General features: G+C 66.4%; 21 protein-coding genes. 11 read left to right on the top strand and 10 right to left on the bottom strand.

Annotation, left to right across the window (positions count from 1 at the left end; genetic code table 11):
- Nucleotides 1-159: 159 nt before the first annotated feature.
- Nucleotides 160-1,551: an L-serine ammonia-lyase gene (locus CAL13_RS07405; protein WP_086073555.1), complete on the bottom strand. Its 1,392-nt coding sequence runs from the start codon at nt 1,549-1,551 to the stop codon at nt 160-162.
- Between the two features lie 237 nt (nt 1,552-1,788).
- Here CAL13_RS07405 and CAL13_RS07400 point away from each other — a divergent pair, with 237 nt between their 5' ends.
- Entirely contained in the window at nt 1,789-3,453 is a 1,665-nt protein-coding gene (locus CAL13_RS07400) for a Na/Pi cotransporter family protein (RefSeq protein ID WP_086071963.1), read from the top strand.
- A 233-nt stretch (nt 3,454-3,686) separates the two neighbouring features.
- Here the strand turns inward: CAL13_RS07400 and CAL13_RS07395 are convergent, their stop codons facing one another.
- The 3 genes from CAL13_RS07395 to polA all read right to left on the bottom strand — a co-directional run bounded on the left by CAL13_RS07395 (nt 3,687) and on the right by polA (nt 8,400).
- Complete coding sequence (locus CAL13_RS07395) at nt 3,687-4,478, bottom strand: dienelactone hydrolase family protein (protein ID WP_086071962.1); 792 nt, start codon at nt 4,476-4,478, stop codon at nt 3,687-3,689.
- Nucleotides 4,479-4,631: 153 nt separating this feature from the next.
- The gene (locus tag CAL13_RS07390) at nt 4,632-5,603 is read right to left on the bottom strand and encodes an SDR family oxidoreductase (protein ID WP_086071961.1); all 972 of its coding nucleotides are present in this window, start codon (nt 5,601-5,603) and stop codon (nt 4,632-4,634) included.
- A gap of 79 nt (nt 5,604-5,682) precedes the next feature.
- Nucleotides 5,683-8,400 (bottom strand): DNA polymerase I, encoded by a 2,718-nt coding sequence (polA, locus tag CAL13_RS07385; protein ID WP_086056830.1) that lies wholly within the window; start codon nt 8,398-8,400, stop codon nt 5,683-5,685.
- 55 nt (nt 8,401-8,455) lie between these two features.
- Between polA and CAL13_RS07380 the strand changes: the two genes are divergently transcribed.
- The 10 genes from CAL13_RS07380 to CAL13_RS07335 all read left to right on the top strand — a co-directional run bounded on the left by CAL13_RS07380 (nt 8,456) and on the right by CAL13_RS07335 (nt 16,129).
- Nucleotides 8,456-9,082, top strand: a complete 627-nt coding sequence (locus CAL13_RS07380; RefSeq protein ID WP_086059316.1) for a TIGR00730 family Rossman fold protein — start codon at nt 8,456-8,458, stop codon at nt 9,080-9,082.
- Between the two features lie 321 nt (nt 9,083-9,403).
- Nucleotides 9,404-10,276 (top strand): urease accessory protein UreD, encoded by an 873-nt coding sequence (locus CAL13_RS07375; protein WP_086071960.1) that lies wholly within the window; start codon nt 9,404-9,406, stop codon nt 10,274-10,276.
- A gap of 12 nt (nt 10,277-10,288) precedes the next feature.
- The gene (gene ureA, locus CAL13_RS07370) at nt 10,289-10,591 is read left to right on the top strand and encodes an urease subunit gamma (RefSeq protein WP_086056828.1); all 303 of its coding nucleotides are present in this window, start codon (nt 10,289-10,291) and stop codon (nt 10,589-10,591) included.
- A 47-nt stretch (nt 10,592-10,638) separates the two neighbouring features.
- Nucleotides 10,639-11,265: a HupE/UreJ family protein gene (locus CAL13_RS07365; protein ID WP_086071959.1), complete on the top strand. Its 627-nt coding sequence runs from the start codon at nt 10,639-10,641 to the stop codon at nt 11,263-11,265.
- Between the two features lie 16 nt (nt 11,266-11,281).
- On the top strand, nt 11,282-11,587 hold the full coding sequence (locus tag CAL13_RS07360; protein WP_086056826.1) for an urease subunit beta: 306 nt from the start codon (nt 11,282-11,284) through the stop codon (nt 11,585-11,587).
- Between the two features lie 82 nt (nt 11,588-11,669).
- Nucleotides 11,670-13,337: an urease subunit alpha gene (ureC, locus tag CAL13_RS07355; RefSeq protein ID WP_420042438.1), complete on the top strand. Its 1,668-nt coding sequence runs from the start codon at nt 11,670-11,672 to the stop codon at nt 13,335-13,337.
- 33 nt (nt 13,338-13,370) lie between these two features.
- Nucleotides 13,371-14,012, top strand: a complete 642-nt coding sequence (ureE, locus tag CAL13_RS07350; protein WP_086071957.1) for an urease accessory protein UreE — start codon at nt 13,371-13,373, stop codon at nt 14,010-14,012.
- A complete protein-coding gene (locus CAL13_RS07345; protein ID WP_232467825.1) occupies nt 13,996-14,676 on the top strand; it encodes an urease accessory protein UreF in 681 nt (226 codons plus the stop codon). The genes ureE and CAL13_RS07345 overlap by 17 nt, the downstream gene beginning before the upstream one ends.
- A gap of 14 nt (nt 14,677-14,690) precedes the next feature.
- The gene (gene ureG, locus CAL13_RS07340) at nt 14,691-15,323 is read left to right on the top strand and encodes an urease accessory protein UreG (RefSeq protein WP_086071955.1); all 633 of its coding nucleotides are present in this window, start codon (nt 14,691-14,693) and stop codon (nt 15,321-15,323) included.
- Nucleotides 15,324-15,529: 206 nt separating this feature from the next.
- Nucleotides 15,530-16,129, top strand: coding sequence for a nitroreductase family protein (locus CAL13_RS07335; RefSeq protein ID WP_086071954.1), 600 nt, complete (start codon nt 15,530-15,532; stop codon nt 16,127-16,129).
- A gap of 199 nt (nt 16,130-16,328) precedes the next feature.
- Here the strand turns inward: CAL13_RS07335 and typA are convergent, their stop codons facing one another.
- The 6 genes from typA to rimP all read right to left on the bottom strand — a co-directional run bounded on the left by typA (nt 16,329) and on the right by rimP (nt 24,570).
- Nucleotides 16,329-18,155: a translational GTPase TypA gene (typA, locus tag CAL13_RS07330; protein ID WP_086056820.1), complete on the bottom strand. Its 1,827-nt coding sequence runs from the start codon at nt 18,153-18,155 to the stop codon at nt 16,329-16,331.
- Nucleotides 18,156-18,165: 10 nt separating this feature from the next.
- Entirely contained in the window at nt 18,166-18,903 is a 738-nt protein-coding gene (gene truB, locus CAL13_RS07325; protein WP_086056819.1) for a tRNA pseudouridine(55) synthase TruB, read from the bottom strand.
- Nucleotides 18,904-18,941: 38 nt separating this feature from the next.
- Entirely contained in the window at nt 18,942-19,343 is a 402-nt protein-coding gene (rbfA, locus tag CAL13_RS07320; protein WP_086056818.1) for a 30S ribosome-binding factor RbfA, read from the bottom strand.
- Nucleotides 19,344-19,360: 17 nt separating this feature from the next.
- Complete coding sequence (gene infB, locus CAL13_RS07315; RefSeq protein ID WP_086056817.1) at nt 19,361-22,510, bottom strand: translation initiation factor IF-2; 3,150 nt, start codon at nt 22,508-22,510, stop codon at nt 19,361-19,363.
- 93 nt (nt 22,511-22,603) lie between these two features.
- Nucleotides 22,604-24,085, bottom strand: a complete 1,482-nt coding sequence (gene nusA / locus CAL13_RS07310) for a transcription termination factor NusA (protein WP_086056816.1) — start codon at nt 24,083-24,085, stop codon at nt 22,604-22,606.
- Complete coding sequence (rimP, locus tag CAL13_RS07305; protein ID WP_086056815.1) at nt 24,082-24,570, bottom strand: ribosome maturation factor RimP; 489 nt, start codon at nt 24,568-24,570, stop codon at nt 24,082-24,084. Before rimP ends, nusA begins: the two co-directional genes overlap by 4 nt.
- Between the last annotated feature and the right edge of the window lie 9 nt (nt 24,571-24,579).

Here is a 24,579-nt window from a genome sequence, read left to right as displayed (position 1 = left end):
AGCGGCGCTGGCGGACCGGAGGGGGAAGTCCACCCCCGAAGCGCTGTCGCGCTTCCCCCTCGAGGGGGCGACGCTGGCGGACCGGCGGAGCCGGATCCGCGGCGTCCTGGGGCTGGCGGCACCATCTTTCTGGCGGCTGGCGTTCTCGTTCTTTGGGCGTCAGCACTCGACGATGTTGACGGCCAGGCCGCCGCGGGCGGTTTCCTTGTATTTGGTTTTCATGTCGGCGCCGGTTTCCCGCATCGTCTTGATGACGGAGTCCAGCGACACGTAGTGGTGTCCGTCCCCGCGCAGGGCCATGCGGGCGGCGTTGACAGCCTTGATCGACGCCATCGCGTTGCGCTCGATACAGGGTATCTGCACCAGACCGCCGACCGGGTCGCAGGTGAGTCCCAGGTTGTGCTCCATGCCGATTTCCGCGGCATTCTCGACTTGCGACACCGTGCCGCCCAGCACGGCGGCAAGGCCGCCGGCCGCCATCGAGCAGGCGACGCCGACTTCGCCCTGACAGCCGACCTCCGCGCCGGAGATCGAGGCATTGAACTTGTACAGCAGACCAATGGCGGCCGCGGTGAGCAGGAAGTCGTGGATTCCGGCCCGGCTGGCGCCGGGCACGAAGCGATCGTAGTAGTGCAGCACGGCGGGGATGATGCCCGCCGCGCCGTTGGTGGGAGCGGTAACCACACGGCCGCCAGCGGCGTTTTCCTCGTTCACCGCGATCGCGTAGAGATTGACCCAGTCCATGACCGACAGGGGATCGGACAAGGTGCGTTCCGCGCGCTGCGTCAGGCTGCGGTAAAGCTCCGGCGCCCGGCGCCGCACGCGCAACGGACCCGGCAGTTCGCCGTCGGCGTCCGGATTGTCCTGGCCGCAACCGCGCGCGACGCACTGCTGCATGACTTCCCAGATGCGGTCCAGACCGGCCCGGACTTCGTCTTCGGTGCGCCAGACCTGCTCGTTGCGCATCATCAGCCCCGCCACGCTCAAGCCGGAGTCGGCGGCCATTTCGAGCAGCTCGCGGCCGGTGCGGAAAGGGAAAGGCAACTGGTCGTGCGCCGCGATCACCTGTGTGTTCGACGCGCCCGCCGTGACGACGAACCCGCCGCCCACTGACAGATAGCGCGATTCGCGCAGCGACGCGCCGTCGGCGTCGAACGCGTGGAACTTCATGCCATTGGGATGCTCGGCCATCGCCTCGCGCCGGTAGAACAGCAGATGTTCCTTTTCGATGAAGGGCACGCGGTGCTGGCCGAGCAGCGGCAGGACGCGGCTTGCGCGCACCGCTTGCAGCATGCCGGCGATCGCGGAGGGGTCGACCGTATCGGGCGCCTCGCCCATCAGCCCGAGCATGACGCCCTTGTCGGTGCCGTGACCCTTGCCGGTGGCGCCGAGCGAACCGTATAGCTCGGCGCGCACGCTGGCGACCCTGGGCAACAGCCCGTCCCGCTGCAAGCCCTGGGCGAACAGCAAGGCGGCGCGCATGGGACCAACGGTGTGGGAGCTGGAAGGACCGATGCCGATCTTGAATAAATCGAAAACTGAAACCGCCACGATGGCTCCACGAACGTTGCGCATTTCCGGGCACCCCGCGTGCCGGCCGCTCGTTATGATAGCCCGCGCAGCATCGCCCGAGCCATCCATGCGCAGGCAACGCGGCGGCGGAACGAATGAGAACGTTTTCAACGATTGTGCGTTCCGGGGGACGGAACCGTGCGATCATTGGGGACTGCCGCAAAAGGCGGCCGGCAGCCCCCTCTTTTCGATCGTTTCGCAACAGGCGCAAGACCCATGTCCGGACTCCTCACCCTGCTCGACTTCGCTGGCTATGTCGCGTTGCTGCTCTGGGGCGTCCATATGGTGCAGACCGGCGTTCAACGCGCGTTCGGCGCCGCCCTCGGGGCCGCGCTCGGGCGGGCGCTTGGGACACGGCTGCGCGCCTTTGCCGCCGGTCTGGGGATCACGGCCGCGCTGCAAAGCAGTACGGCAACCGGGCTCATGATCACCGGCTTCGCCGCTGGCGGAGTGGTCGGCCTGGTGCCGGCCTTGTCCGCCATGCTCGGCGCAAACGTCGGCACGACGCTCATCGTGCAGCTGCTGTCCTTCGACCTCACGGCCCTGGCGCCCGTCCTGATCCTGTGCGGCGTGTGGATGTTCCGCCGCTATCCGCCGGGCCGCACGCGCGATCTCGGGCGCGTGTTCATCGGTCTGGGCCTGCTGCTGATGTCGCTGCACTCCCTGGTCGACCTGTTCATCCCCTTCCAGAATGCGCCTTTGCTGCGCATCGTGCTGCAGGCTTTGGCGACTCAGCCATTCGCCGCGATGGCGGTGGCGGCGGTGCTGACGTGGGCAGCCCATTCCAGCGTCGCGATGGTGGTGCTGATCATGTCGATGGCGACTCACCAATTGGTGCCGCCGGAGGCCGCGTATGCCATGGTGCTGGGCGCGAACCTGGGCACCGCGATCAATCCGATGCTGGAGGGCGTGACCGGCGACGATCCCGCGGCACGCCGCCTGCCGCTGGGAAATCTCCTGACGCGCGCGGCCGGCGTCGTGCTGGGCCTGGCGGTGCTGCCGTGGGTGGACACCTGGATGCACGCGCTGGGCGCGGACGATCCATCACGCGCGGTGGCCAATTTCCATACGCTGTTCAACACGGTGATCGCGATCGTGTTCCTGCCGGCGCTCGCGCCCTACGCCGCCCTGCTGACGCGCTGGCTGCCGAAACGGGTGGACCCGGACGATCCCGCGCGGCCGCAGTACCTGGACGAGTCCGCGCACGACGTGCCTGCCGTCGCACTGGGCAATGCATCGCGCGAAGCGCTGCGCATGGCCGATATGCTGCAGACGCTTTTGCTGGTGGCGCGCGCCGGATTCAAGCGCGACAACCGCCATCGCATGGCCCAGGCCAAGCAGCTCGACACGGCGGTCGACAAACTGGAAACCGCGATCACGCTCTACCTGGCCACGCTGGATCGGGAAAACATGACCAGCGAGGACACGCAGCGCATGGAACAGATCCTGGCCTTCACCAGCAATATCGGCCATGCGGCGGACATCGTCTACAGCGGGCTGCTTTCTCACGCCGCGCGTTTGCGCAAGCAGGGATGGACCCTGGCGCCGGATCAGCGCGCGCAGCTGGATGAATCGCTGGGGCACCTGCTGAGCAACGAACGCCGATCGGCGGCGCTGTTCGTCAATGCCGACCTGCGCCAGGCGCGCGCCCTCGCCGGAGAAAAAGAACGGTTCCGCGCACTGGAAGCACAGGCGTCCGAAGCGCACCTGGACAAGATCAAGTCCGGTCACATCGAAGCGGCGGAAGTCGGCCAGCTTTACCTGGATATCTTGCGCGATGTGAAAGGCGTCAATTCCTACCTTGTCGGGGCGGCTGCATATCCGGTACTCGCAAAAGAAGGCGAGCTGCTGCCGAGCAGGCTGCGGGAAAGCGCTAATTGAGACCACCCCCGAAGCGCTGACGCGCTTCCCCCTCAAGGGGGCGCGCCTTGCGGACCGGCAAAGCCGAGGGGAAGGGCCCACCCCCGAAGCGCTGACGCGCTTCCCCCTCAAGGGGGCGCGCCTGCGGACCGGCAAAGCCGGATCCGCGGCGCCCCGGCTGCCCTGCTTCTTGTGCAGCGTAGTGGCAACCCTGGGGGTGACGCGCTTTCCCTCAAGCGCGGCGCGTTTTCGTTTTATTTCAGGTACTGGGCGAACCAGGCGAGCATTTTGGACCAGGCGTCCTTGGCGTCCTTTTCGTTGTAGCTGGGACGATAGTCGGCCAGGAAGGCGTGGCCGGAGTCGGGGTAGACGTCGATGCGGGATGCCTTGGCGTGCGCGTTGCCGGCGGCCAGGCGCTGTTTCATCAGGTCCACGTCGGCCAGGGGGATGCTATGGTCCTGGCCGCCGTACAGGCCCAGGACGGGGCCGTGGAGTTCCTGCGCGATGTCGACGGCGTTGCGCTTGATCAGGGGGCCGTGGCCCTGGGTGAGCTTGCCGTACCAGGCGACGCCGGCTTTTACCTTGGGGCTGTACGCGGTGTACATCCACGTGATGCGGCCGCCCCAGCAGAAGCCCGTCACTCCCACGCGGCTGTCATCGCCGCCGTGCTGCGCGGCCCAGGCCACGCTGGCGTCCAGATCGGCCATGACCTGTTCGTCGGGAACCTTGGAAACGATGTCCTGGATCAGCGTCGGGATATCCGTGTAGGTGGACGCGTCGCCCTGGCGCTCGTACAGGTTCACCGCGATGGCGAAATAGCCCTCCTTGGCAAGCCTGCGGCAGATGTCCTGGATGTGTTCGTGTATGCCGAAGATCTCCTGCACCACGCAAACGATGGGCACGTTGGTTTTGCCTTCCGGCGTGGCGTAGTAGGCCGGGACGGTGCCGTCCTTGACTGGCAGATCGATCAGACCGTGCGTCAGACCCTCAGGGCTGGTGTGGATGGCCGTGCTCTGGACGTTGCCTGCGGCGGGAGAAAAACTCATGGCGGTATCCTCTGGCTGGTTGGTGCATGGGCGAAAGGCGCCGGTCCGCGCGCGGCTGGGGCGCCGTTCATCCGGCGCCTTTCATCGACGCCGTTCAGCCGATTATGCCCCGCATTGGCTTAAGCTTGGCTGGCGAGCCCGTCCACGGGCCGCTCAGCGGCCATCGCCGCGCGAGACGGCGCGCCATAGCGCGAACCCGGCCATTGCGGCCATGCCCCATTTCAGAAGCGTTTCCAGCCGGCGTCCCTGCGGCGGCAGGCCGCCGTCGATGCGGTGGCCGGTCGAAGGCGCGAACAGGTTGCCATCCGTCATGGCCGCGGGGTGAGCGCGCCGGAATCCGGCGTCCATCAGGCGCCGCGCGACGCGCGCCGAAAGGTCCGGCGTCACCATGTGCGCCAGCCGTGCCGGCCAGGCCACGCTGCCGAGCATTGTCGAGGGACGGGGGCGGCGAGCCAGCGCGACCAGCGCGGCGGCAACGTCGCGCGGGTCAAGCATGGGCAACGTCGGCCGCAATCTTCGTCCGGAGTAGTTGGCGGCGTGCGTGAGTCCCGGCGTATCGACGAAGGTCGGATAGACCTCGCACACCGCGATACCCGGCATATCGGAAAGTTCCGCCCGCAGCGATTCGGAGAAACCGCGCAGGGCGAACTTGCTGGCGGCGTACGAGGCCGCATAGGGCGTGGCCGCCCACCCGCCGACGGAAACCATATTGATCAGCACGCCGCGCCCACGTTGGCGGAAATGCCGCAGGGCCACGTGGCTGCCGTACAGATGGCCCAGCAGGTTGGCTTCGATCACACGGCGGTGTGCCTTGAGGGGAACCTCGTCGAAACGGCCCACCGCCCCCGTCCCGACGTTATTGATCCAGACGTCGATGCCGCCGAAGGTTTCGATTGCGCTGTCCGCCAGCGCAAGCATCTGATCGGGTTCCGTCACGTCGGTGGGCACCGCCAGCGCCGATGCGCCGGCGCGTTGGCAGGATTGCGCGACGCTTTCCAGCGCGTCGCGATCCCGGGCGGCCAGCACCAGGCTTGCGCCCTCGCGGGCGAATGCGAGCGCGGTCGCCCGTCCTATGCCGCTGGATGCGCCGGTGAGAACAACGGTAAAGGGAGACTGGTTCGCCATCGCCGTGGACCTTGGTTGAGGTACCGGCGGCGTAGCACCGCGCGTGCCGATCCGGGGCGACCCCGGCGCGGGCGATATATCAGTGCGCCTGCTCCCAGTTCTTGCCCACGCCGACTTCCGCGACCAGCGGCACCCGAAGCTGCGCCACGTTGCACATCAAACCCGGCAGCTCGGCCTTGACCAGTTCGGCCTCGGCTTCGGGCACTTCGAGCACCAGTTCATCGTGCACCTGCATGATCATGCGGGTCAGCAGTTTTTCCCGGGCAATCCATTGATGCACCGCGACCATGGCCATCTTGATCAGATCGGCCGCGGTGCCCTGCATGGGGGCGTTGATGGCCGCGCGCTCGGCGGCCTGGCGGCGCGGCCCGGAGCCGCCGCGGATTTCGGGCAGCCAGAGACGCCGTCCGAACACCGTTTCGACGAAGCCCTGCTCGCGCGCCAGGACGCGCGTGGATTCCATGTACTGCGCCACGCCCGGATAGCGCGCGAAGTAGCGGTCGATGTACGCCTGTGCGGCGTCGCGGGTGATGCCCAGGTTCGCCGCCAGGCCAAACACGCTCATGCCGTAGATCAACCCGAAATTGATCGCCTTGGCCGCCCGCCGCTGTTCGGCCGCAACGGCTTCCAGGGGAACGCCGAAGACTTCGGCCGCGGTTGCGCGGTGGATGTCCTCGCCGGCGGCGAAGGCCTGCTGCAGATTGGCATCGTCGGACACGTGCGCCATGATCCGCAGCTCGATCTGCGAATAATCGGCAGACATAAGGACGCCGTGCTCCGCGATGAAGGCTTCGCGCACGCGCCGGCCCGCGGGCGTGCGCACCGGGATGTTCTGCAGATTGGGCTCCGAAGACGCCAGACGCCCCGTGATCACGGCCGCCTGCGCGTAATGCGTATGCACGCGTCCCGTGGCGGGATTGATCATGCGGGGCAGCTTGTCCGTATAGGTGGACTTGAGCTTCGAAAGTCCGCGGTATTCCAGCAATACCTGCGGCAACGGATAATCCTGCGCCAGTTTGCTGAGCACTTCCTCGTCGGTCGATGGCGCGCCGCTGGCGGTTTTGCGGACCACCGGCAATTGCATGCGGCCGAACAGGATTTCGCCCAATTGCTTGGGCGAATTCAGGTTGAACGGCTGACCGGCCAGCTCATAGGCCCGCTGCTCCAGGGTCAGCATCTCCTGGCCCAGCGCATGGCTTTGCCGGGCCAGTTCTTCGGCATCCACGCGCACGCCGGTGCGCTCGATATCGGTCAGGACTTCGGAAACCTGCAGTTCCAGCCTGTAGATGCGCTCCAGCCCCGGGTTGGCGCTGACGCGCGGGCGCAGGATGGCGTGCATCTGCATGGTGAAATCGGCGTCCTCGGCGGCGTAATGGCCGGCGCGATCCACCGCGACTTCGTCAAAGCAAATTTGGCTGGCGCCCTTGCCGCACAGTTCCTCGTAGGTGACGCCGCTGCGTCCGAGCCAACGCTGCGCCAGGTCGGCCAGGCTGACGCCGCGATGCGACTCCAGCACATACGCCTGCAGCATGGTGTCTTCTGCGACGCCGGCCAGGCGTATGCCTTCATTGGCAAGCACGTGCGCGTCGTACTTGGCGTTATGCAGCAGCTTGGGCACGGCCGGGTCTTCGAGCCAGAAGCGCAGGCGCTGCAGGACTTCGTCCTTGGGCAGTTGCTGGCCGGCCTCCGGTCCCCGGTGGGCGACCGGGATATACGCCGCCACACCGGGCGCGATCGCGAACGAAATGCCGACCAGCCGGGCCTGCATTTCGTCAAGCGACGTGGTTTCCGTATCGACGGCGGCCAGGGGCGCGGCGCGCAGCTTTTCCAGCCAATCGTCGAAGGCCGCCCAATCGGTGATGATCCGGTAGTCGGTCTGCTCGGGCGCCGCGGGGCGCTCGGGCGCCACCCGCGAGTCGCCCGTGGGAACGCGTTCGCTCTCGCCGCTGATTTCGCGCAGCCAGGTGCGGAAGCCATAGCGTTCGTACAGCGCCAGCAAGGCTTCCTTGTCTTCCTCGGCGGGCACCAGCCCTTCGGGACCGGATACCACCGCGCTCAGGTCGCAGTCGCAGCGCACCGACAGCAGCTTGCGGGTCAGCGGAAAGTTCGGAATGGCGTTGCGCAGATTGTTGCCGGCCACCCCTTTGATCGAATCGGCGGCTTCAATCAGCCTTTCGATGGAGCCGTATTCCGTCAGCCATTTGACGGCGGTTTTCGGGCCGACTTTGTCCACGCCCGGCACGTTGTCCACCGTATCGCCGATAAGCATCAGGTAATCGACGATGCGTTCGGGCGGCACGCCGAACTTCCGCACCACGCCAGCCGGATCCAGCGTCTCGTTGGTCATGGTGTTGACCAGCGTGACGTGCTCGTTCACCAGCTGCGCCAGATCCTTATCGCCCGTGGACACGATCGTTTTCAGGCCATGTTCCGTCGCGATGCGGGCCAGCGTGCCGATCACGTCATCGGCTTCCACGCCTTCGACGGCGAAAACGGGCCATCCGAGCGCGCGCACCGTTTCGTGTATCGGCTCGATCTGCGCCGCCAGGTCGTCCGGCATGGGCGGCCTGTGCGACTTGTACTCGGGATACAGGTCGTCACGGAAGGTTTTGCCACGGGCATCGAAAATGCATGCCGCATATTGCGCGTCATAGTCCTGCTTCAGCTTGCGCAGCATATTGATCACGCCGTACAGCGCTCCCGTGGGTTCGCCCTGGGCGTTCCGCAAGTCGGGCATGGCATGATAGGCGCGGTACAAATAGCTAGAACCGTCAACCAGCAACAGGGTTTTATTCATGATCAAAAAAACAGATGGCAGGGAGACGCCCGCCGGCAAGCAAATACCGGTGATTATGTCAGAGATACTGACAGCGGCTGAGAAGCTGCGCGACCTCGGTCCGGCCGTCAGCATTTTCGGCAGCGCGCGTGTCAGCCGCGATTCCCCTTACTACGAAAAATGCGAAGCGCTTTCCAGCGCCCTCGCCCAGGCAGGCTTCGCGGTCATCGCGGGCGGCGGCCCGGGCATCATGGAAGCCGCCAACAAAGGCGCCTACGATGCCGGCGGCACCAGCGTTGGCTTGAACATCGTGCTGCCCCATGAGGCCAACAACAACGAATACCAGACCATCAGCTTGATGTTCGAGTATTTCTATTCGCGCAAGGCGACGTTCTTCATGCACAGCTTCGCCTATGTCGCCCTGCCCGGGGGTTTCGGCACGCTGGACGAACTGTTCGAGGCGCTGACCCTGGTGCAGACCGGCAAGGTGCCGCCAGCGCCTATCGTTCTGATGGGAAAGGAATATTGGCATGGCGTGGTGGACTGGCTGGCCAAAACCGTGTTGACCAACGGGATGATCGGCGCCCACGACCTGGAGCTGTTCATCGTGGAGGACGACCCCGAGATCGTGGTTCGGCGCATCGTCGACTTCCACGCCAAGTATCTGTCGCCGGAACAATACGCGCCCTCTCTGCCTGCTTGAGCGTTCCATCGGGCCCCGGAGCCTCCGGCATGCCCGGCGCCAGGCTTCCGGAACGTTCCGGTGCAAAATCGTAACGGAGTGCACCCATCTGCACCGATATGGCGCATTCCCCTCCCTCCTTGCCCCATTTTTTGCCCCTTCCCGGGGCGATTTTTTTGTCCGCCGTCCGTGCTGGTGCGCCTTTGCGTCGTGCAACGTATCGACGCGCCGCTTCTGAAATCTGGCATGGGTTTTGCATCGACCTATCGGCGCACGGGGACATGAAGGTGTTCGCCGCAGGCGCCAGACATCCCCGCCAAGACCCTGGAACGCTCGAACCGCATGGACGCCGCACTGCCCATCCTCGATATCCCGCATACCGGGGGATGGCTCGCGACCCTGCGGCTGGGTCTGGCGTCCCGCGCCGGGCGCACGGTTCTGGTGGAACGCCGCCACAGCGGTCCCCTGACGGTGCAAAAACCGCTGTACCCCGAGCCGGACCCAGGCATCTGCCATCTGACGCTGCTCCATCCCCCCGGGGGTCTGGCAAGCGGCGACACCCTCAGCGTCGCGCTGTCGCTGGCCAAGGGCGCGCACGCGGTCGTCACTACGCCCGGCGCGACGAAGTGGTACAAGGCCAGCCCCGCATGGCCGTCGCGTCAGACGCTGACGCTGCGCGTGGGCGATGGCGCCCGGCTGGACTGGCTGCCGCTGGAAAACATTTACTTCGACCATAGCCAGGCGCGCCAGCACACCGACATTCACCTGGGCCGGGGCGCGACCGCGCTGGGGTGGGACGCGGCCCTTCTGGGCCGGCAGGCAGCCGGCGAAGCGTGGGCAGCCGGACAGATCAGCGGGGACGTCCGCCTGCTGTCCGAGGACGGGCGGCTGCTATGGGCGGAACGCCAGCGGCTGCGCGCCGGTTCGGGGCTGCGCCAGGCGCCGCAGGGGCTGGCCGGCCTGGCCGCCTATGGCACCTTGTGGGCGGCGGGGGCCGCGTGCACGGCGGCGCTTGCTGAAGCGCTGGCCCCCGCGTTGCCCTTCGACGAAGGCCTGCGGGCCGGCGCCACCTCGCCCGTCCCGGGCGTGCTTATCGTGCGCGCCGCCGCCGCGCACATCGAACCGCTACGTAATCTCTTTGCCGCCTTGTGGCTGCGGCTCCGTCCCCTGGTGCACGGCGTCCCCGGCCGCCCTCTGCGCCTTTGGGCGACCTGACATCGGACACCCATGAAGCTGACGCCTCGCGAGAAAGACAAGCTTTTGATCTTCACCGCCGCCTTGCTGGCCGAACGCCGCAAGGCGCGCGGACTGAAATTGAACTATCCCGAAGCGGTGGCCTACATCAGCGCCGCGCTGATGGAAGGCGCCCGGGACGGCAGGACCGTTGCGGAGCTGATGGATTACGGCACGACCCTGCTCACCCGCGACGACGTCATGGAAGGCGTCCCGGAAATGATTCCGGACGTACAGATCGAAGCCACGTTTCCGGACGGGACGAAGCTGGTCACCGTCCACCACCCTATCCCCTGACGGCCACCCGGGACGCCGCTGCGTCGTCCGCCATACCAAGGAAGCCCATGACACCGAACCCACTCGATCGCGCCCGCACCGCCGGCACAATCGCCGCCATCGCCAGTGTGCCCGCCCTGCTTTACGGCGCCGCGGCGGCGGCCCATCCCTGGACCGAACATATCGCCGAGACCGGCGGCATGGCCGCCAGCGCCATGGCGGGCCTGCTGCACCCGTTGACCGGGGCCGACCATCTATGCGCAATGATCGCCGTCGGCATCTGGAGCGCGATGACGGCACGGCGCGCCTGGATGGCGCCGCTGGCCTTCGCGGGCGTGCTCCTGGCGGGCGCCCTGCTCGGGCTCGCGCGTCTGCCCATGCCGGGCGTCGAGCCCATGATCGCCGCCTCGCTGCTGGTCCTCGGTCTCATGGTCGCGACGCGGGCGCGGCTGCCCGATTGGGCGGGCGCGGGGATCGCCGCGCTGTTCGCCTTTTTCCATGGCCATGCGCACGGAGCGGAACTGCCGGAGACAGCCATCGCCGCCGCCTATATCGGCGGCTTCATGCTCGCCACCCTGGCGCTGCACGGCGCCGGCATCGGGGCAGGCATGTTGTTGCGCCGCGCGCATGCCTGGGTGCCTCGCGTGACGGGATTGGGCGTTGCGCTGTATGGCGCGGCGCTGCTGACGGCGTGAGCCAGGGAGAGCCGCAATGATTCCGGGAGAACTGCTGGTGGACGAGGGCGAGATCGAACTCAATGCCGGGCGCGCCACGATCACCCTTGCGGTCGACAACACGGGCGACCGCCCCATACAGGTGGGTTCGCATTTCCATTTCCACGAAGTGAACGATGCCCTGCGCTTCGACCGCGCAGCCGCGCGCGGCTTCCGGCTGAATATCACCGCGGGCACCGCCGTGCGTTTCGAGCCTGGCCAGACCCGTACCGTGGAACTGGTCGCGCTGGACGGCGAGCGCGTGGTTTACGGCTTTGCCGGCCGCGTGATGGGCCGGTTATGAAACGCCCCGGCCTGGCGTCGCCAGGCGGCGACAGGAGAACACCACAGTGAGCGTCAAAATCGGGCGGCGTGCCTACGCCGAAATGTTCGGGCCCACCACGGGCGATCGCCTGCGCCTGGCGGATACCGATCTGCTTATCGAGATCGAGCGCGACTTCACCATCTACGGCGAAGAAGTGAAGTTCGGCGGCGGCAAGGTGATACGCGACGGCATGGGCCAGTCCCAGCGCATCGGCGCGGAAGTGGCGGACACCGTCATCACGAACGCGGTCATCCTGGACCATTGGGGCATCGTCAAGGCCGACATCGGCTTGAAGGATGGCCGGATCCAGGCCATCGGCAAGGCTGGCAATCCCGACATCCAGCCCGGCGTCACCATCGTCATCGGTCCGGGCACGGAAATCATCGCCGGCGAAGGCAAGATCGTGACGGCCGGCGGCATCGATTCGCACGTGCATTTCATCTGCCCGCAATTGATCGACGAGGCGCTGGCTGCCGGTCTGACCACGCTGCTCGGCGGCGGCACGGGGCCCGCCACGGGCACCGCCGCCACCACGTGCACGCCCGGCGCCTGGCACATCGAGCGCATGCTCGCCGCGGCCGATGGCTGGCCGATCAATATCGGGCTGCTGGGCAAGGGCAACGCCAGCCAGCCCGCGCCCCTGCTCGAGCAGATCGACGCCGGCGCCATCGGGCTGAAACTGCACGAGGACTGGGGCACGACGCCAGCCGCCATCGATTGCTGCCTGGACGTCGCCGAGCGCACCGATACGCAGGTGGCGATTCATACGGACACGCTGAACGAAGGCGGCTTCGTCGAGAGCACGATCGCGGCGTTCAAGGGCCGCACCATCCACACGTATCACACCGAAGGCGCAGGCGGGGGCCACGCGCCCGATATTCTGAAGGTGGCCGGCCTGCCCAATGTGCTGCCCTCATCGACCAATCCCACGCGGCCCTATACCGTCAACACCATCGACGAACATCTGGACATGCTGATGGTGTGCCATCACCTGGACGCGGCCATTGCCGAGGACGTGGCCTTTGCCGAGTCGCGCATCCGGCGCGAGACCATCGCCGCGGAGGACATACTGCAGGACCTGGGCGCGATATCGATGATTTCCAGCGACTCGCAGGCCATGGGCCGTATCGGCGAAGTGATCCTGCGCACCTGGCAGACCGCGCACAAGATGAAGGCGCAGCGCGGGGCGCTGCCCGGCGACGGGCGCGCCGACAACGCGCGCGCCAAGCGCTACATCGCCAAGTACACGATCAACCCGGCACTGACGCACGGCATGGCGCATGAAATCGGCTCGATCGAGGCCGGCAAATGGGCCGATCTGGTGCTGTGGGATCCGGCGTTCTTCGGCGTCAAGCCCGAGATGGTGCTCAAGGGCGGCATCATCACGACGGCGCTGATGGGCGACCCCAACGCCTCGATCCCCACCCCGCAGCCGGTACACTACCGGGAGATGTTCGGCGCGCGCGCGGGCGCGCTGGCACGCGGCAGTCTGACCTTCGTTTCCCAGTCCGCTTACCAGGCTGGCGTTGCGGCCAGGTACGGATTGACCAAGCGCGTCGTGCCGGTTCAAGGCATCCGGGGCATCCGCAAATCCCATATGGTTCACAACGACTGGCAGCCGCGCATCGATGTCGACCCAGAAACCTATCGCGTCGTCGCGGACGGACAGGAACTGATTTGCGAGCCGGCCCGGGTGCTGCCCATGGCGCAGCGCTATTTCCTGTTCTGAGCGGCGGCGTGCCGTCACTGTCCGGATTTACCCATGAGACGTATCGAAAAAGCCGTGGGCCAGGGCCACACCATCGCCAAAGCCCTGCTGCGCCGCGCGCCCACCCTGACATTGCCTTTTGAGTCGCGCAGCCGCAGCCGGCTGTCGGCGACGCTGGACAACGGCGAAGCGGTGGCGCTGTTTTTGCCGCGCGGCACGGTGCTTCGCGACGGCGACGCGCTGATCGCCGAAGACGGCGGCCTCGTCCGCGTGGTTGCCGCCCCCGAACCGGTGCTGCGCGCCACCTGCCCCGATCCGCATGTGCTGCTGCGCGCCGCCTATCACCTGGGGAACCGCCATACGCCGGTGGAGGTGGGCCGGGACTATCTGCAGCTGGAGCACGATCCGGTGCTGCGCGATCTCCTGCTGCGGCTCGGCCTGACGGTGATCGCCATCGACGCGCCCTTCGAGCCCGAAGCCGGCGCCTACGGCGGCGGGCACAAGCACGGCCACGACGAGACGTTCGCCGAGGACTATGCGCTGGCCCAGCGCGCGTACCAGGAGCGGCATGGCGGGCACGGCCATGGACACGATCACGGCCACGCGCACGGTCACGGCCATGGACACGATCACGATCATGGGCACGGCCATGATCATCATTCGCCCGCCGGGCATCGCCATGGCCGCAAGCACTGAACTGGTATCGCTGCTGCATCTGGCTTCGCCCGCCTTGCCGGTCGGCGCCTACAGTTATTCCCAGGGGCTGGAAGCCGCCATCGACGCCGGTATCGTGCGCGATGCGCAAGGCGCCACCCGCTGGATCGCCGACGGATTGGACATCGCGGCGGAAGGCGAGGCCGTGTTGCTCGCACAGCAGTTTCGTAACTGGGCCGCCGATGACACGGCCGCCGCCGCGTCCTTGAACGGGTTTCTGCTCGCCATGCGGGAATCGTTCGAACTGCGGCAGGAGACCGAGCAAATGGGCTGGTCGCTGTCCCGTCTGCTGGACGAGTTGGAATGGGGCGATGCGGCGGGGCGTGCCGCGCTGCGCGACATGCGCCCGCTGAGCCTGCCCACCGCCTACGCCTATGCCGCCCAGCGCGCCGGCGCGACGCTGCAGGACTGCCTGACCGCGTGGCTTTTCGCCTGGGTGGAAAACCAGGTGGCCGCCGCACTCAAGGCCGTGCCGCTGGGACAGGTCGCCGGGCAGCGCATCCTGTTCAGTCTGCATGCCGCGATCGCGCGGGCCGCGCAACGCGCGGCGCTGATTCCCGAAGAAGAAGCGTCGACCTTTTCGCCGATGCTGGGCATTCTTTCAGCCCGGCACGAAACCCAGTACTCCCGCCTGTTCCGTTCCTGACCACTTCCCTCACCATGACTCAACGCACCAAGAAGAACCCGCCACTGCGCGTCGGCATCGGCGGCCCCGTCGGGTCCGGCAAGACCACGCTTACCGAAATGTTGTGCAAGGCCATGCGCGATGCCTACGACCTGGTGGTCATTACCAATGACATCTACACCAAGGAAGACCAGCGCCTGCTGACGGTGGCCGGCGCCCTGCCGGCCGAACGGATCATGGGCGTCGAGACCGGCGGCTGCCCGCACACCGCCATACGGGAGGATGCGTCCATCAACCTGGAAGCGGTCGATCGCATGCTGACGCGCTTTCCGGACGCCGACATCGTTTTCATCGAATCGGGCGGCGACAACCTTGCCGCCACGTTCAGCCCCGAGCTTTCGGATCTGACGATCTACGTCATCGATGTTGCCGGCGGCGAGAAGATCCCGCGCAAAGGTGGCCCCGGCATCACCAAGTCGGATCTGCTGGTGATCAACAAGACCGATCTTGCGCCCATGGTAGGCGCGTCGCTGGTCATCATGGAAGAAGACACGCGCCGCATGCGGGGCGGCCGTCCTTATGTCATGACGGACATGAAGGCCGGCAAGGGCTTGGCCGACATCGTCGCCTTCATCGAAGATCGCGGCCTGCTGCGCGTGAACGCCTGATGCGTCGGTCCGGGCGTGCGCGCGTGCCGCGAGCACCATGACGCAGGCGCCCGGCTCCGGCGGAAACAGCAGCTCCCTCACTGCCTGTTTCTCCTGACTTTTTCCTGAAAACCCCCACACGTCATGATGATACTGGCGCACGCTGCAGTGCATCATGCCATGATGCCCGGCTGAGCACTTTTGCCTCGTATCAAGGAACACCAAAGATGGATAACGCCTACATTGCGGCGCTGAAGCGCCGCCGCACGCAGTACGCGCTGGGCCGGAACCTGCCCGTGACGCAAGACGCCGTCGTCGAGCTGATCCAGGAAGCGATCAAGCATTCGCCCTCTTCCTTCAATTCCCAGAGTTCGCGCGCCGTCATTCTGTTCGGCGCCCAAAGCCAGAAGCTGTGGGACATCGCCAAGTCGGCATTGCGCAAGATCGTCCCGGCCGACGCGTTCGCCGCCACGGAGAAGAAGATCGACGGCTTCGCCGCCGGCGCGGGCACCGTCCTCTTCTTCGAGGACCAGGACGTCGTCAAGGGCCTGCAGGAAAAATTTCCCCTGTATGCCGACAACTTCCCCGTCTGGTCCGAACAGTCCGGCGGCATGGCGCAGCTTTCCGTGTGGTCGGCGCTGGCCAATGCCGACATCGGCGCCAGCCTGCAGCACTACAACCCGCTGATCGACGAAGCCGTCGCAGCCGAATGGTCCATCCCCGCCAGCTGGAAACTGCGTGCGCAGATGCCGTTCGGCTCCAACGAAGCGGGTTTCAACGAAAAAACCTTCATGGCCGATACGGACCGCTTCCGGGTCCATCGCTGATCGCCAGGCGCCCGTAACGTTCCCGCCGGCGCGGCAGCGCCGCGGGACCAATAAAAAAGGCCTCTCGCCTGACAATCCCGAACCGGGAATGTACAGGCGGGAGGCCTTTCGCTTGCCGCACGGCCGCCGCATGCGCGGCGATGACGTCGGCCGGACGGCCAGCCGTCAGGGGCGCCAGCGCGTTATGGAGCTGCCCTCGTCAGGCGCCGGCGCGCGCCATGCGCTTGCGCTCGTTTTCGGTCAGATAGCGCTTGCGCAGGCGGATCGACTTTGGCGTGACCTCGACCAGTTCGTCGTCGTCGATGAATTCCACCGCATACTCCAGGGACATCTGGATCGGCGGCACCAGGCGCACGGCTTCGTCGGTGCCGGACGCACGGATATTGGTCAACTGCTTGCCCTTGATCGGGTTGACGACCAGGTCGTTGTCGCGGCTGTGGATGCCGATGATCATGCCTTCATACAGGGGATCGCCCGGATTGACGAACATACGGCCGCGATCCTGCAGCTTCCACAGTGCGTAGGCCACGGCCTCGCCGTTGTCCTGGCTGATCAGCACGCCATTGCGGCGCTCGCCGATGCTGCCTTCCCGCGCCGGCGCGTACTCGTCGAAGATATGGCTCATCAGGCCGGTGCCGCGGGTCATGGTCAGGAACTCGTTCTGGAAGCCGATCAGACCGCGCGCGGGAATCCGGTACTCCAGGCGGGTACGTCCGCGGCCGTCCGGCTGCATATCGAGCAGGTCGCCCTTGCGGCGGCCCAGTTCTTCCATGACGGCACCTTGGTGGGCGTCCTCGACGTCCACCGTCAGCAGTTCGAACGGCTCGTAGCGCTGGCCGTCCACTTCCTTGAACACCACGCGCGGACGCGAGACGGCCAGCTCGTAGCCTTCGCGGCGCATGGTTTCCAGCAGAATGGTCAGGTGCAGTTCGCCCCGGCCCGACACCTCGAACACCGTGTCGTCTCCCGTATCGCGCACGCGCAGGGCGACGTTCGACTTCAGTTCGCGGTCCAGGCGCTCGCGGAGCTGGCGGCTGGTGACGAACTTGCCTTCACGGCCGGCCAGCGGCGACGTATTGACCATGAAGTTCATGGTCAGGGTCGGTTCGTCGATGCGCAGCATGGGCAGCGCATCCTCGGCAGGCGAGGCCACGTCCATGACCGTGCATCCGATGCCGATGCCTTCGATACCGTTGATCAGAACGATGTCGCCGGCCTCGGCCTCGCTCACCACCTCGCGCTCCAGGCCCTTGAACTTCAGCACCTGGTTGATGCGGCCCTTGCCGCTTTCGCCGTCCGGGCCGAAGCGGTACTGCACGTCCATGCCGCTGCGGATGCGGCCGCGATTGACGCGGCCCACGCCGATCTTGCCGACATAGCTGCTGTAGTCCAGCGAAATGATCTGCAGCTGCAGCGGCCCGTTCGGGTCGTCGTTGCGCTGGGGAACATGCTTCAGGATGGCTTCGAACAGGGGCCGCATGTCGCCCTCGCGGACGTCGGCGGTCAAGCCGGCATAGCCCGACAGGCCGGATGCATAGACGACAGGAAAATCCAACTGTTCCTCGGTCGCGCCGAGCTTGTCGAAGAGTTCGAAGGTCGCATTGATGACGTAGTCCGGGCGTGCGCCGGGGCGATCGATCTTGTTGACCACAACGATGGGCTTCAGGCCCAGCGCCAGCGCCTTGCGGGTCACGAAGATGGTCTGCGGCATGGGGCCTTCGACCGCATCGACCAGCAGCAGCACGCCATCGACCATGGACAGCACCCGCTCGACCTCGCCGCCGAAGTCGGCGTGTCCCGGGGTGTCGACGATGTTGATGTGCGTGCCCTGGTATTCCACGGCGCAGTTCTTGGCCAGGATGGTGATGCCGCGTTCCTTTTCCAGGTCGTTGGAGTCCATGACGCGTTCGGCGACGGCCTGGTTTTCGCGGAAGGTGCCGGATTGGCGCAGCAACTGGTCGACCAGCGTGGTCTTGCCGTGGTCGACGTGTGCAATGATGGCGACGTTGCGCAAGGCGCGAGTCATAAGAAATCCTTTAAGTTTGAATAGGGGCAAGGCTGGCGGGCAGCGCGTTCAGGGGCAGCAGCGCCTGCTTGGGGTCGGGCATGGCCTGAAGCGCCTCCAGCGCTATCGCATCGTCCAGCGAAAAAGGCCCCACGTGAGTACGGCGCAGGGCTGCCAGATGCGCATGGCAGCCCAACGCGCGGCCGATATCCTGCGCCAGCGTGCGCACATAGGTGCCCTTGCTGCACGCCACGTCGATCACGGCCGTCATGCCATCGCAGGACACCAAATCGATGCGATGGATGGTGACCTGGCGGGCCTCGCGTTCCACTTCGACGCCCGCACGCGCATACTCGTACAGGGGCTTGCCGTCGCGCTTCAATGCCGAGTACATCGGCGGAACCTGCGTGATGGTGCCCTGGAAACGTGACAACACCTCGCGCACCGCGGTTTCCTGCACGCCAGCGAAATCCGCCGGCGCGCGCGCCACGATATTGCCCGTGAGGTCGCCGGAGTCGGTCTCTTCGCCGAAGCGCAAAGTGGCGCGGTATCCCTTGTCCGCGCCCAGCATAACGCCGCAAAGCTTGGTCGCCTTGCCCATGCAGCATACGAGCAGCCCCGTGGCGAAGGGATCCAGAGTGCCGGTATGCCCCGCTTTGGCGGCATCCAGGGTGCGGCGTGCGCGCTGCAGGGCGTGATTGCTGGACAACCCTTCGGGTTTGTCCAACAGCAGGACACCGTCGAGCATCAGCCCGCGTCGTTTGGCCATCGTCTTGTCCGAGAAAAAAGCGCCGTGACGACAGCCCGTCAGGACTGCTCTTCCGGCTCGTCGGGATCGGGGCGGTAGGAACCCGGCTGATTGGCCCGATCAATCAGGCGCGACATCTCGATGCCGCGAGCGACCTGCTGGTCATGAACGAAGCGCAGCGTCGGAACGGTGTGGATATGAAGCATGCGGTACAGCTGCGAATGCAGCCAGCCCGCCTTTTCGTTCAGCAGAGCGGCGGCCGTTTCCGGCTCGGCGCCCAACACAGTGAAATAGACCTTCGCGTGCGCGTAGTCGGGCGAAAGCTCGACGCCGGACAGCGTGATCAACCCCGCCCGCGCGACATCGATTTCGCGCTGGATCAGGCCGGCCAGATCCTTTTGGATCTGGTCGGCCAGCCGCAGATTGCGGCCGGGGATGGCTTTGGACTTGTGACGGCTCATGGACTCGGAGCGCGAGCTTACAGCGTGCGCGCGATTTCCTTGATTTCAAAGACTTCCAGCTGGTCGCCCACCTGGATGTCGTTGTTGCCGCGCAAGGTCAGGCCGCAATCGAAACCGGCCTTGACTTCGCGCACGTCGTCCTTGAAGCGGCGCAGCGATTCCAGGTGGCCGGTCCAGGTGACGACGTTGTTCCGCAACAGCCGTACCTGCGCGTCGCGGCGCACGATACCGTCCAGCACCATGCAGCCCGCGACGTTGCCGATACGCGAAATCGAGTAGACCTCGCGAATTTCCACCAGACCGATGACTTCCTCGCGCTTTTCAGGCGCCAGCATGCCGGACATCGCCGCCTTCACCTCATCCACGGCGTCGTAGATGATGTTGTAGTAGCGCAGGTCGATACCGTTGGCCTCCGCCAGCTTCTTCGCGCTCTGGTCCGCACGCACGTTGAACCCGATGACCACGGCGTTGGACGCGATGGCCAGGTTGACGTCGCTTTCGGAGATGCCGCCCACCGCCGCGTGCACCACCTGGACGCGGACTTCGTCCGTGGACAGCTTGGTGAGCGCCGCGACCAGCGCTTCCTGCGAACCCTGCACGTCGGTCTTGACGATGAGCGCCAGCGTCTGCGTGCCTTCTCCCATGTTGTCGAACATGGATTCCAGCTTGGCGGCCTGCTGCCGTGCCAGCTTGACGTCGCGGAACTTGCCTTGGCGGAACAGCGCGATTTCGCGCGCCTTGCGTTCGTCCGTGAGCACGATCAGTTCGTCGCCGGCGGCCGGCACGTCGGTCAGACCTTGGATCTCCACCGGAATGGACGGACCCGCGCTCTGCACCTGCTTGGCGTTCTCGTCCAGCATGGCGCGCACGCGGCCGAAGCTGGCGCCCGCCAGGACCACGTCGCCACGCTTGAGCGTGCCGCTCTGCACCAGGATGGTGGCCACCGGACCGCGGCCCTTGTCCAGGCGCGCTTCGATGACCAGGCCCTTCGCATGGGCGTTGACGGGCGCCTTCAGTTCCAGGATTTCCGCCTGGAGCAGGACGTTTTCAAGCAGATCGTCGATGCCCGCGCCGGTCTTGGCCGACACGTTCACGAAGGGCACGTCGCCGCCGTATTCTTCCGGCACGACTTCCTCGGCCACCAGTTCCTGCTTCACGCGCTCGGGGTTGGCGTCCGGCTTGTCGATCTTGTTGACCGCCACCACCAGCGGCACATTGGCCGCCTTGGCATGGTGGATCGCTTCGCGCGTCTGCGGCATCACGCCGTCGTCCGCGGCGACCACCAGGATGACGATGTCGGTGGCCTTGGCGCCGCGGGCACGCATGGCGGTGAACGCCTCGTGGCCCGGGGTGTCCAGGAAGGTCACGACGCCGCGGCCGGTCTCGACGTGATAGGCGCCGATATGCTGCGTAATGCCGCCCGCTTCGCCCGCGGCGACCTTCGCCCGGCGGATGTAGTCGAGCAGCGAGGTCTTGCCGTGGTCGACGTGGCCCATGACGGTGACCACGGGGGCACGCGGCAGCATCTCCAGGTCTTCGCCTTCGGGCGCGGTTTCGTCCAGGAAGGCTTCGGGATCGTCCAGCTTGGCGGCGATGGCCTTGTGGCCCAATTCCTCGACCACGATCATGGCCGTTTCCTGGTCCAGCACCTGGTTGATGGTCACCATCTGGCCCAGCTTCATCAGCTGCTTGATGACTTCCGCTGCCTTCACGGACATCTTGTGCGCCAGATCGGCCACCGTAATGGTTTCCGGCACGTGCACTTCACGTGCGATGAATTCCTGCTGCGCCTGTTCGGCCATGCCGCCACGGCGGTCGCCCTGCTGGCCGCGGCCGCGGCCGCCGGCCTTGCCGCCCGCCTTGCCGCCGGCACGCCAGCCATCGCGGCTCGGCGCACCGCCGGTCTTCTCGGCGGGCTTCTTGCGGGCGCTGTCATCGGTCCACGTGGACGAGACTTCCGCCGTCTTGATGGTCTTCTTCGTGCCGGCGCCAGGACCTGCCTTGACGTCCTTCTTGGCGCCGCCGCCCGTCTTGGCGGCGGGTTTGTGCAACGTGCCGGACAGCGCGCCGGCCGCGGGGGCTTCCGGTTCGGGCGCGCGCAGGACCTTGCGCGGGCGGTTCAGCATCTCGCGCAGCGCGGCAGCCTCGGCTTCCGCCTGGCGACGGGCCTCTTCACGCTGGGCGGTGGTCATGGTCGTGGCAGGCGCGGCAGCCGGAATCGGCGGCCCGCGGCGCGCGTCGCCCGCGCGCGGCCCCTTGGAGACGGCGGGGCGCGGCGGCACGGGCATGCCGGCGCGCGGGCGATCTTCCGGAGCGGGACTCGGCGCCGACGACGGCGCGGCGCGTGCGGGAGACTGCGCGTTCGATGCGGTTGACACTTGGGTTTCCGGCTTCTGGGAAACCTCGGGAATGGCTTGGGTATTCACGGACTGTGGCGGGACTGCTGCGACCGGCGGCTCGGCGGCGGGGCCGGCGGCTGGCGCCACGGGTGCCTCGTGTTCGGGTTCCGGCTGAGTGGATTCGGGTTGGGACGACTGCGTCGCGGACGCCGGTTCTTCGGCGGGCGCGGCAGGGGCCGGTTGCGGGGCGGCTGCCTCGGGGGCGGGCGCCGGCTCGGCCGGCGCCGGTGCGGCGGCGGGCTCGGCGGCCTTGCCGTCGGCGGCAGCCGGCTCGGCAGGAGCGGCTGCGGCGGCGCGCGTTTCCGGCGCGGGAGCGGCGGTGGCCGGCGCAGCGGGCGCTGCGGGCGCCGTGGGCTTGGCGGCGCCGTCGCCAGACGGTGCCGCCTGAGCGGGCGCAGGCGCCGCCGCGTTATCGGCCTGCGTCTGTTGCGCTCGCGCCGCAGCCGCTTCCGCTGCCAATTCGGCGGGATCGCGCTTGACGAAGACGCGCTTCTTGCGCACTTCCACTTGGATGGTGCGGGAACGTCCGGTGGCATCGGCCTGCCGGATTTCCGAAGTCTGGCGACGGGTCAGCGTGATCTTCTTGCCCTCGCCGGCACCGGCGCCATGGGCGCGGCGCAGCGAGTCGAGCAGCTTCGCCTTGTCGCTATCGGTGACGGCGTCGTCCACCGATTTGAGGTCAACGCCTGCCGAGCGCAGCTGTTCCAGCAGCACATTGGCAGGCATTTTCAGCTCGGTAGCGAACTGGGCGACGGTGTTGCTCGACATTAGGCTTTCTTCCTGTGTACGGCGATATAACAATATGACTAGCGAGATCCAATACGACAAGGCCGGGGAAGCGCCATGACGCTCCCCCGCCGCTTATTTTTCTTCATCGAACCAGTGCGCGCGAGCCCGCATGATCAGCTCGCTCGCCTGGCTTTCCTCCAGGCCCGCGATTTCGGCGAGCTCGTCGGAGGCGAGCTCGGCCAGGTCGTCGCGGGTGTGCACCTTGCGCTCGGCCAGCCGCGCGGCCAGCTCGGGCGTCATGCCTTCCAGCTCGAGCAGGTCCTGCGCGGTTTCCAGACGCTCTTCCTGCGCGATGGCTTCGGTCAGGAGGGCGTTGCGCGCGCGGGTGCGCAGCTCGTTGATGGTGTCTTCGTCGAAGGCCTCGATCTCCAGCAATTCCTGCATGGGGACGTAGGCAATTTCCTCGAGCCCGGTGAAGCCTTCATCGATGAGGATGTCGGCGACTTCCTCGTCCACATCGAGCTTGCTCATGAACGTGCTGCGCAAGGCCGACCGTTCGACTTCCTGGCGGCTCTGGCTTTCTTCCGGCGTCATGATGTTGATCTGCCAGCCGGTCAGCTCCGATGCGAGCCGGACGTTCTGGCCCTTGGCGCCGATGGCCTTGGGCAGGTTTTCCTCGTCCACCACGACGTCCATCGCGTGCTTGTCCTCGTCCACCACGATGGATTCGACATTGGCCGGGGCCAGGGCGCCGATGACGAACTGCGCCGGGTCTTCCGACCACAGCACGATATCGACCTGCTCGCCGCCCAGTTCGTTGCGCACGGCCGTCACGCGCGACCCGCGCATGCCGACGCAGGTGCCGATCGGGTCGATGCGCTTGTCGTAGGCGATAACGGCGATCTTCGCACGCACGCCGGGGTCCCGGGCGGCCGCCTTGATTTCCAGCAGGCCCTGCTCGATTTCCGGCACTTCGTTTTCGAACAGCTGGCGGATGAATTCCGGCGAGGTGCGCGACAGGATGACCTGCTGGCCGCGGGCCGCATGGTCGATGCGCAGCACGTAGGCGCGCACGCGGTCGCCGACCCGCAGGTTTTCCTTCGGGATCATTTCCGAGCGCGGCAGGCGGGCTTCGATCTTGCCGGTCTCGATGATGGCGTCGCCCTTGTCCATGCGCTTCACGGTGCCCGAGATGATGGTCTCGCCACGCTCCAGGAAGTCGTTCAGGACCTGCTCGCGCTCGGCGTCGCGGATTTTCTGCAGGATCGCCTGTTTCGCGGCCTGCGCGCCGATACGGCCGAACTCGATCGGTTCCAGCGGCTCTTCGATGTATTCGCCAACCTGGATGTTCGGCACGATCTCGCGGGCGTCGGAATACATCTCCTGCTTGTCGGGTTCCTGCAGACCAGCCTCGTCGGGCACGACGAGCCAGCGGCGAAAGCCCTCATGGCTGCCGCTTTCCCGATCGATGGAAACACGGATGTCCGCGTCTTCCTTGAACCGCTTTTTCATGGCCGAAGCCAGCGCGCTTTCGAGCGCTCCGAACACCACTTCGCGCGACACGTTCTTTTCCCGCGCCAGGGCGTCGACCAACAGAAGAATTTCGCGACTCATCGCTTTTTGCCCTTGAAATCCAGGACCGGATCCAGCTTGGCGCGCTCGACTTCATCGAACGTGAAGTTCACCACTTGGATATCGTCCTTCTTTGCCTCAAATTCCACGCCGAAAACGGCTTTCCCCTGGTCCTGCGCCGCATCCCCGGCCGTTGCAACCAGCGTGCCGGTAAAGACCTTGCGCCCCTCGATGGCCTGACGCAGCTTGACCTCGACGCGCTGCCCAGCGAACCGATGGAAGTCGGCCTCGTTGCGCAACGGCCGGTCCACGCCGGGGGATCCGACCTCCAGCCGCCGGTAGTCGATGTTCTCGACCTCGTAGACGCGCGAAAGTTGGCGCGAGACCTGCTCGCAGTCTTCGATACGCACGCCCTCGGGGCGGTCGATCGTGACGCGCAGCAGGCCCAGCGGAGCCCGCTCGACATCGACGAGTTCCACGTCCATGCCGGCCAGCGCCTCTTGGGTCAATGCGAATAAATCAGCCATACACTCGAA

Source organism: Bordetella genomosp. 9 (assembly GCF_002119725.1).
Lineage (GTDB): Bacteria > Pseudomonadota > Gammaproteobacteria > Burkholderiales > Burkholderiaceae_B > Bordetella_C.
The sequence above is the reverse complement of the archived record's forward strand: the minus strand, read 5'-3'. Positions and strand labels throughout refer to the sequence as shown.

Excerpts from the sequence above, each read along its gene's own strand:
- truB (WP_086056819.1), bottom strand. The coding sequence starts at position 18,903 with ATGGCCAAACGACGCGGGCTGATGCTCGACGGTGTCCTGCTGTTGGAC.
- nusA (WP_086056816.1), bottom strand. The coding sequence starts at position 24,085 with ATGAGTCGCGAAATTCTTCTGTTGGTCGACGCCCTGGCGCGGGAAAAG.
- CAL13_RS07380 (WP_086059316.1), top strand. The coding sequence starts at position 8,456 with ATGTCAGAGATACTGACAGCGGCTGAGAAGCTGCGCGACCTCGGTCCG.
- CAL13_RS07335 (WP_086071954.1), top strand. The coding sequence starts at position 15,530 with ATGGATAACGCCTACATTGCGGCGCTGAAGCGCCGCCGCACGCAGTAC.
- rbfA (WP_086056818.1), bottom strand. The coding sequence starts at position 19,343 with ATGAGCCGTCACAAGTCCAAAGCCATCCCCGGCCGCAATCTGCGGCTG.
- CAL13_RS07365 (WP_086071959.1), top strand. The coding sequence starts at position 10,639 with ATGACACCGAACCCACTCGATCGCGCCCGCACCGCCGGCACAATCGCC.
- ureA (WP_086056828.1), top strand. The coding sequence starts at position 10,289 with ATGAAGCTGACGCCTCGCGAGAAAGACAAGCTTTTGATCTTCACCGCC.
- CAL13_RS07390 (WP_086071961.1), bottom strand. The coding sequence starts at position 5,603 with ATGGCGAACCAGTCTCCCTTTACCGTTGTTCTCACCGGCGCATCCAGC.
- ureC (WP_420042438.1), top strand. The coding sequence starts at position 11,670 with ATGTTCGGGCCCACCACGGGCGATCGCCTGCGCCTGGCGGATACCGAT.
- CAL13_RS07375 (WP_086071960.1), top strand. The coding sequence starts at position 9,404 with ATGGACGCCGCACTGCCCATCCTCGATATCCCGCATACCGGGGGATGG.
- CAL13_RS07395 (WP_086071962.1), bottom strand. The coding sequence starts at position 4,478 with ATGAGTTTTTCTCCCGCCGCAGGCAACGTCCAGAGCACGGCCATCCAC.
- rimP (WP_086056815.1), bottom strand. The coding sequence starts at position 24,570 with ATGGCTGATTTATTCGCATTGACCCAAGAGGCGCTGGCCGGCATGGAC.
- CAL13_RS07345 (WP_232467825.1), top strand. The coding sequence starts at position 13,996 with ATGGCCGCAAGCACTGAACTGGTATCGCTGCTGCATCTGGCTTCGCCC.
- ureE (WP_086071957.1), top strand. The coding sequence starts at position 13,371 with ATGAGACGTATCGAAAAAGCCGTGGGCCAGGGCCACACCATCGCCAAA.
- typA (WP_086056820.1), bottom strand. The coding sequence starts at position 18,155 with ATGACTCGCGCCTTGCGCAACGTCGCCATCATTGCACACGTCGACCAC.
- CAL13_RS07400 (WP_086071963.1), top strand. The coding sequence starts at position 1,789 with ATGTCCGGACTCCTCACCCTGCTCGACTTCGCTGGCTATGTCGCGTTG.
- polA (WP_086056830.1), bottom strand. The coding sequence starts at position 8,400 with ATGAATAAAACCCTGTTGCTGGTTGACGGTTCTAGCTATTTGTACCGC.
- CAL13_RS07360 (WP_086056826.1), top strand. The coding sequence starts at position 11,282 with ATGATTCCGGGAGAACTGCTGGTGGACGAGGGCGAGATCGAACTCAAT.
- infB (WP_086056817.1), bottom strand. The coding sequence starts at position 22,510 with ATGTCGAGCAACACCGTCGCCCAGTTCGCTACCGAGCTGAAAATGCCT.
- ureG (WP_086071955.1), top strand. The coding sequence starts at position 14,691 with ATGACTCAACGCACCAAGAAGAACCCGCCACTGCGCGTCGGCATCGGC.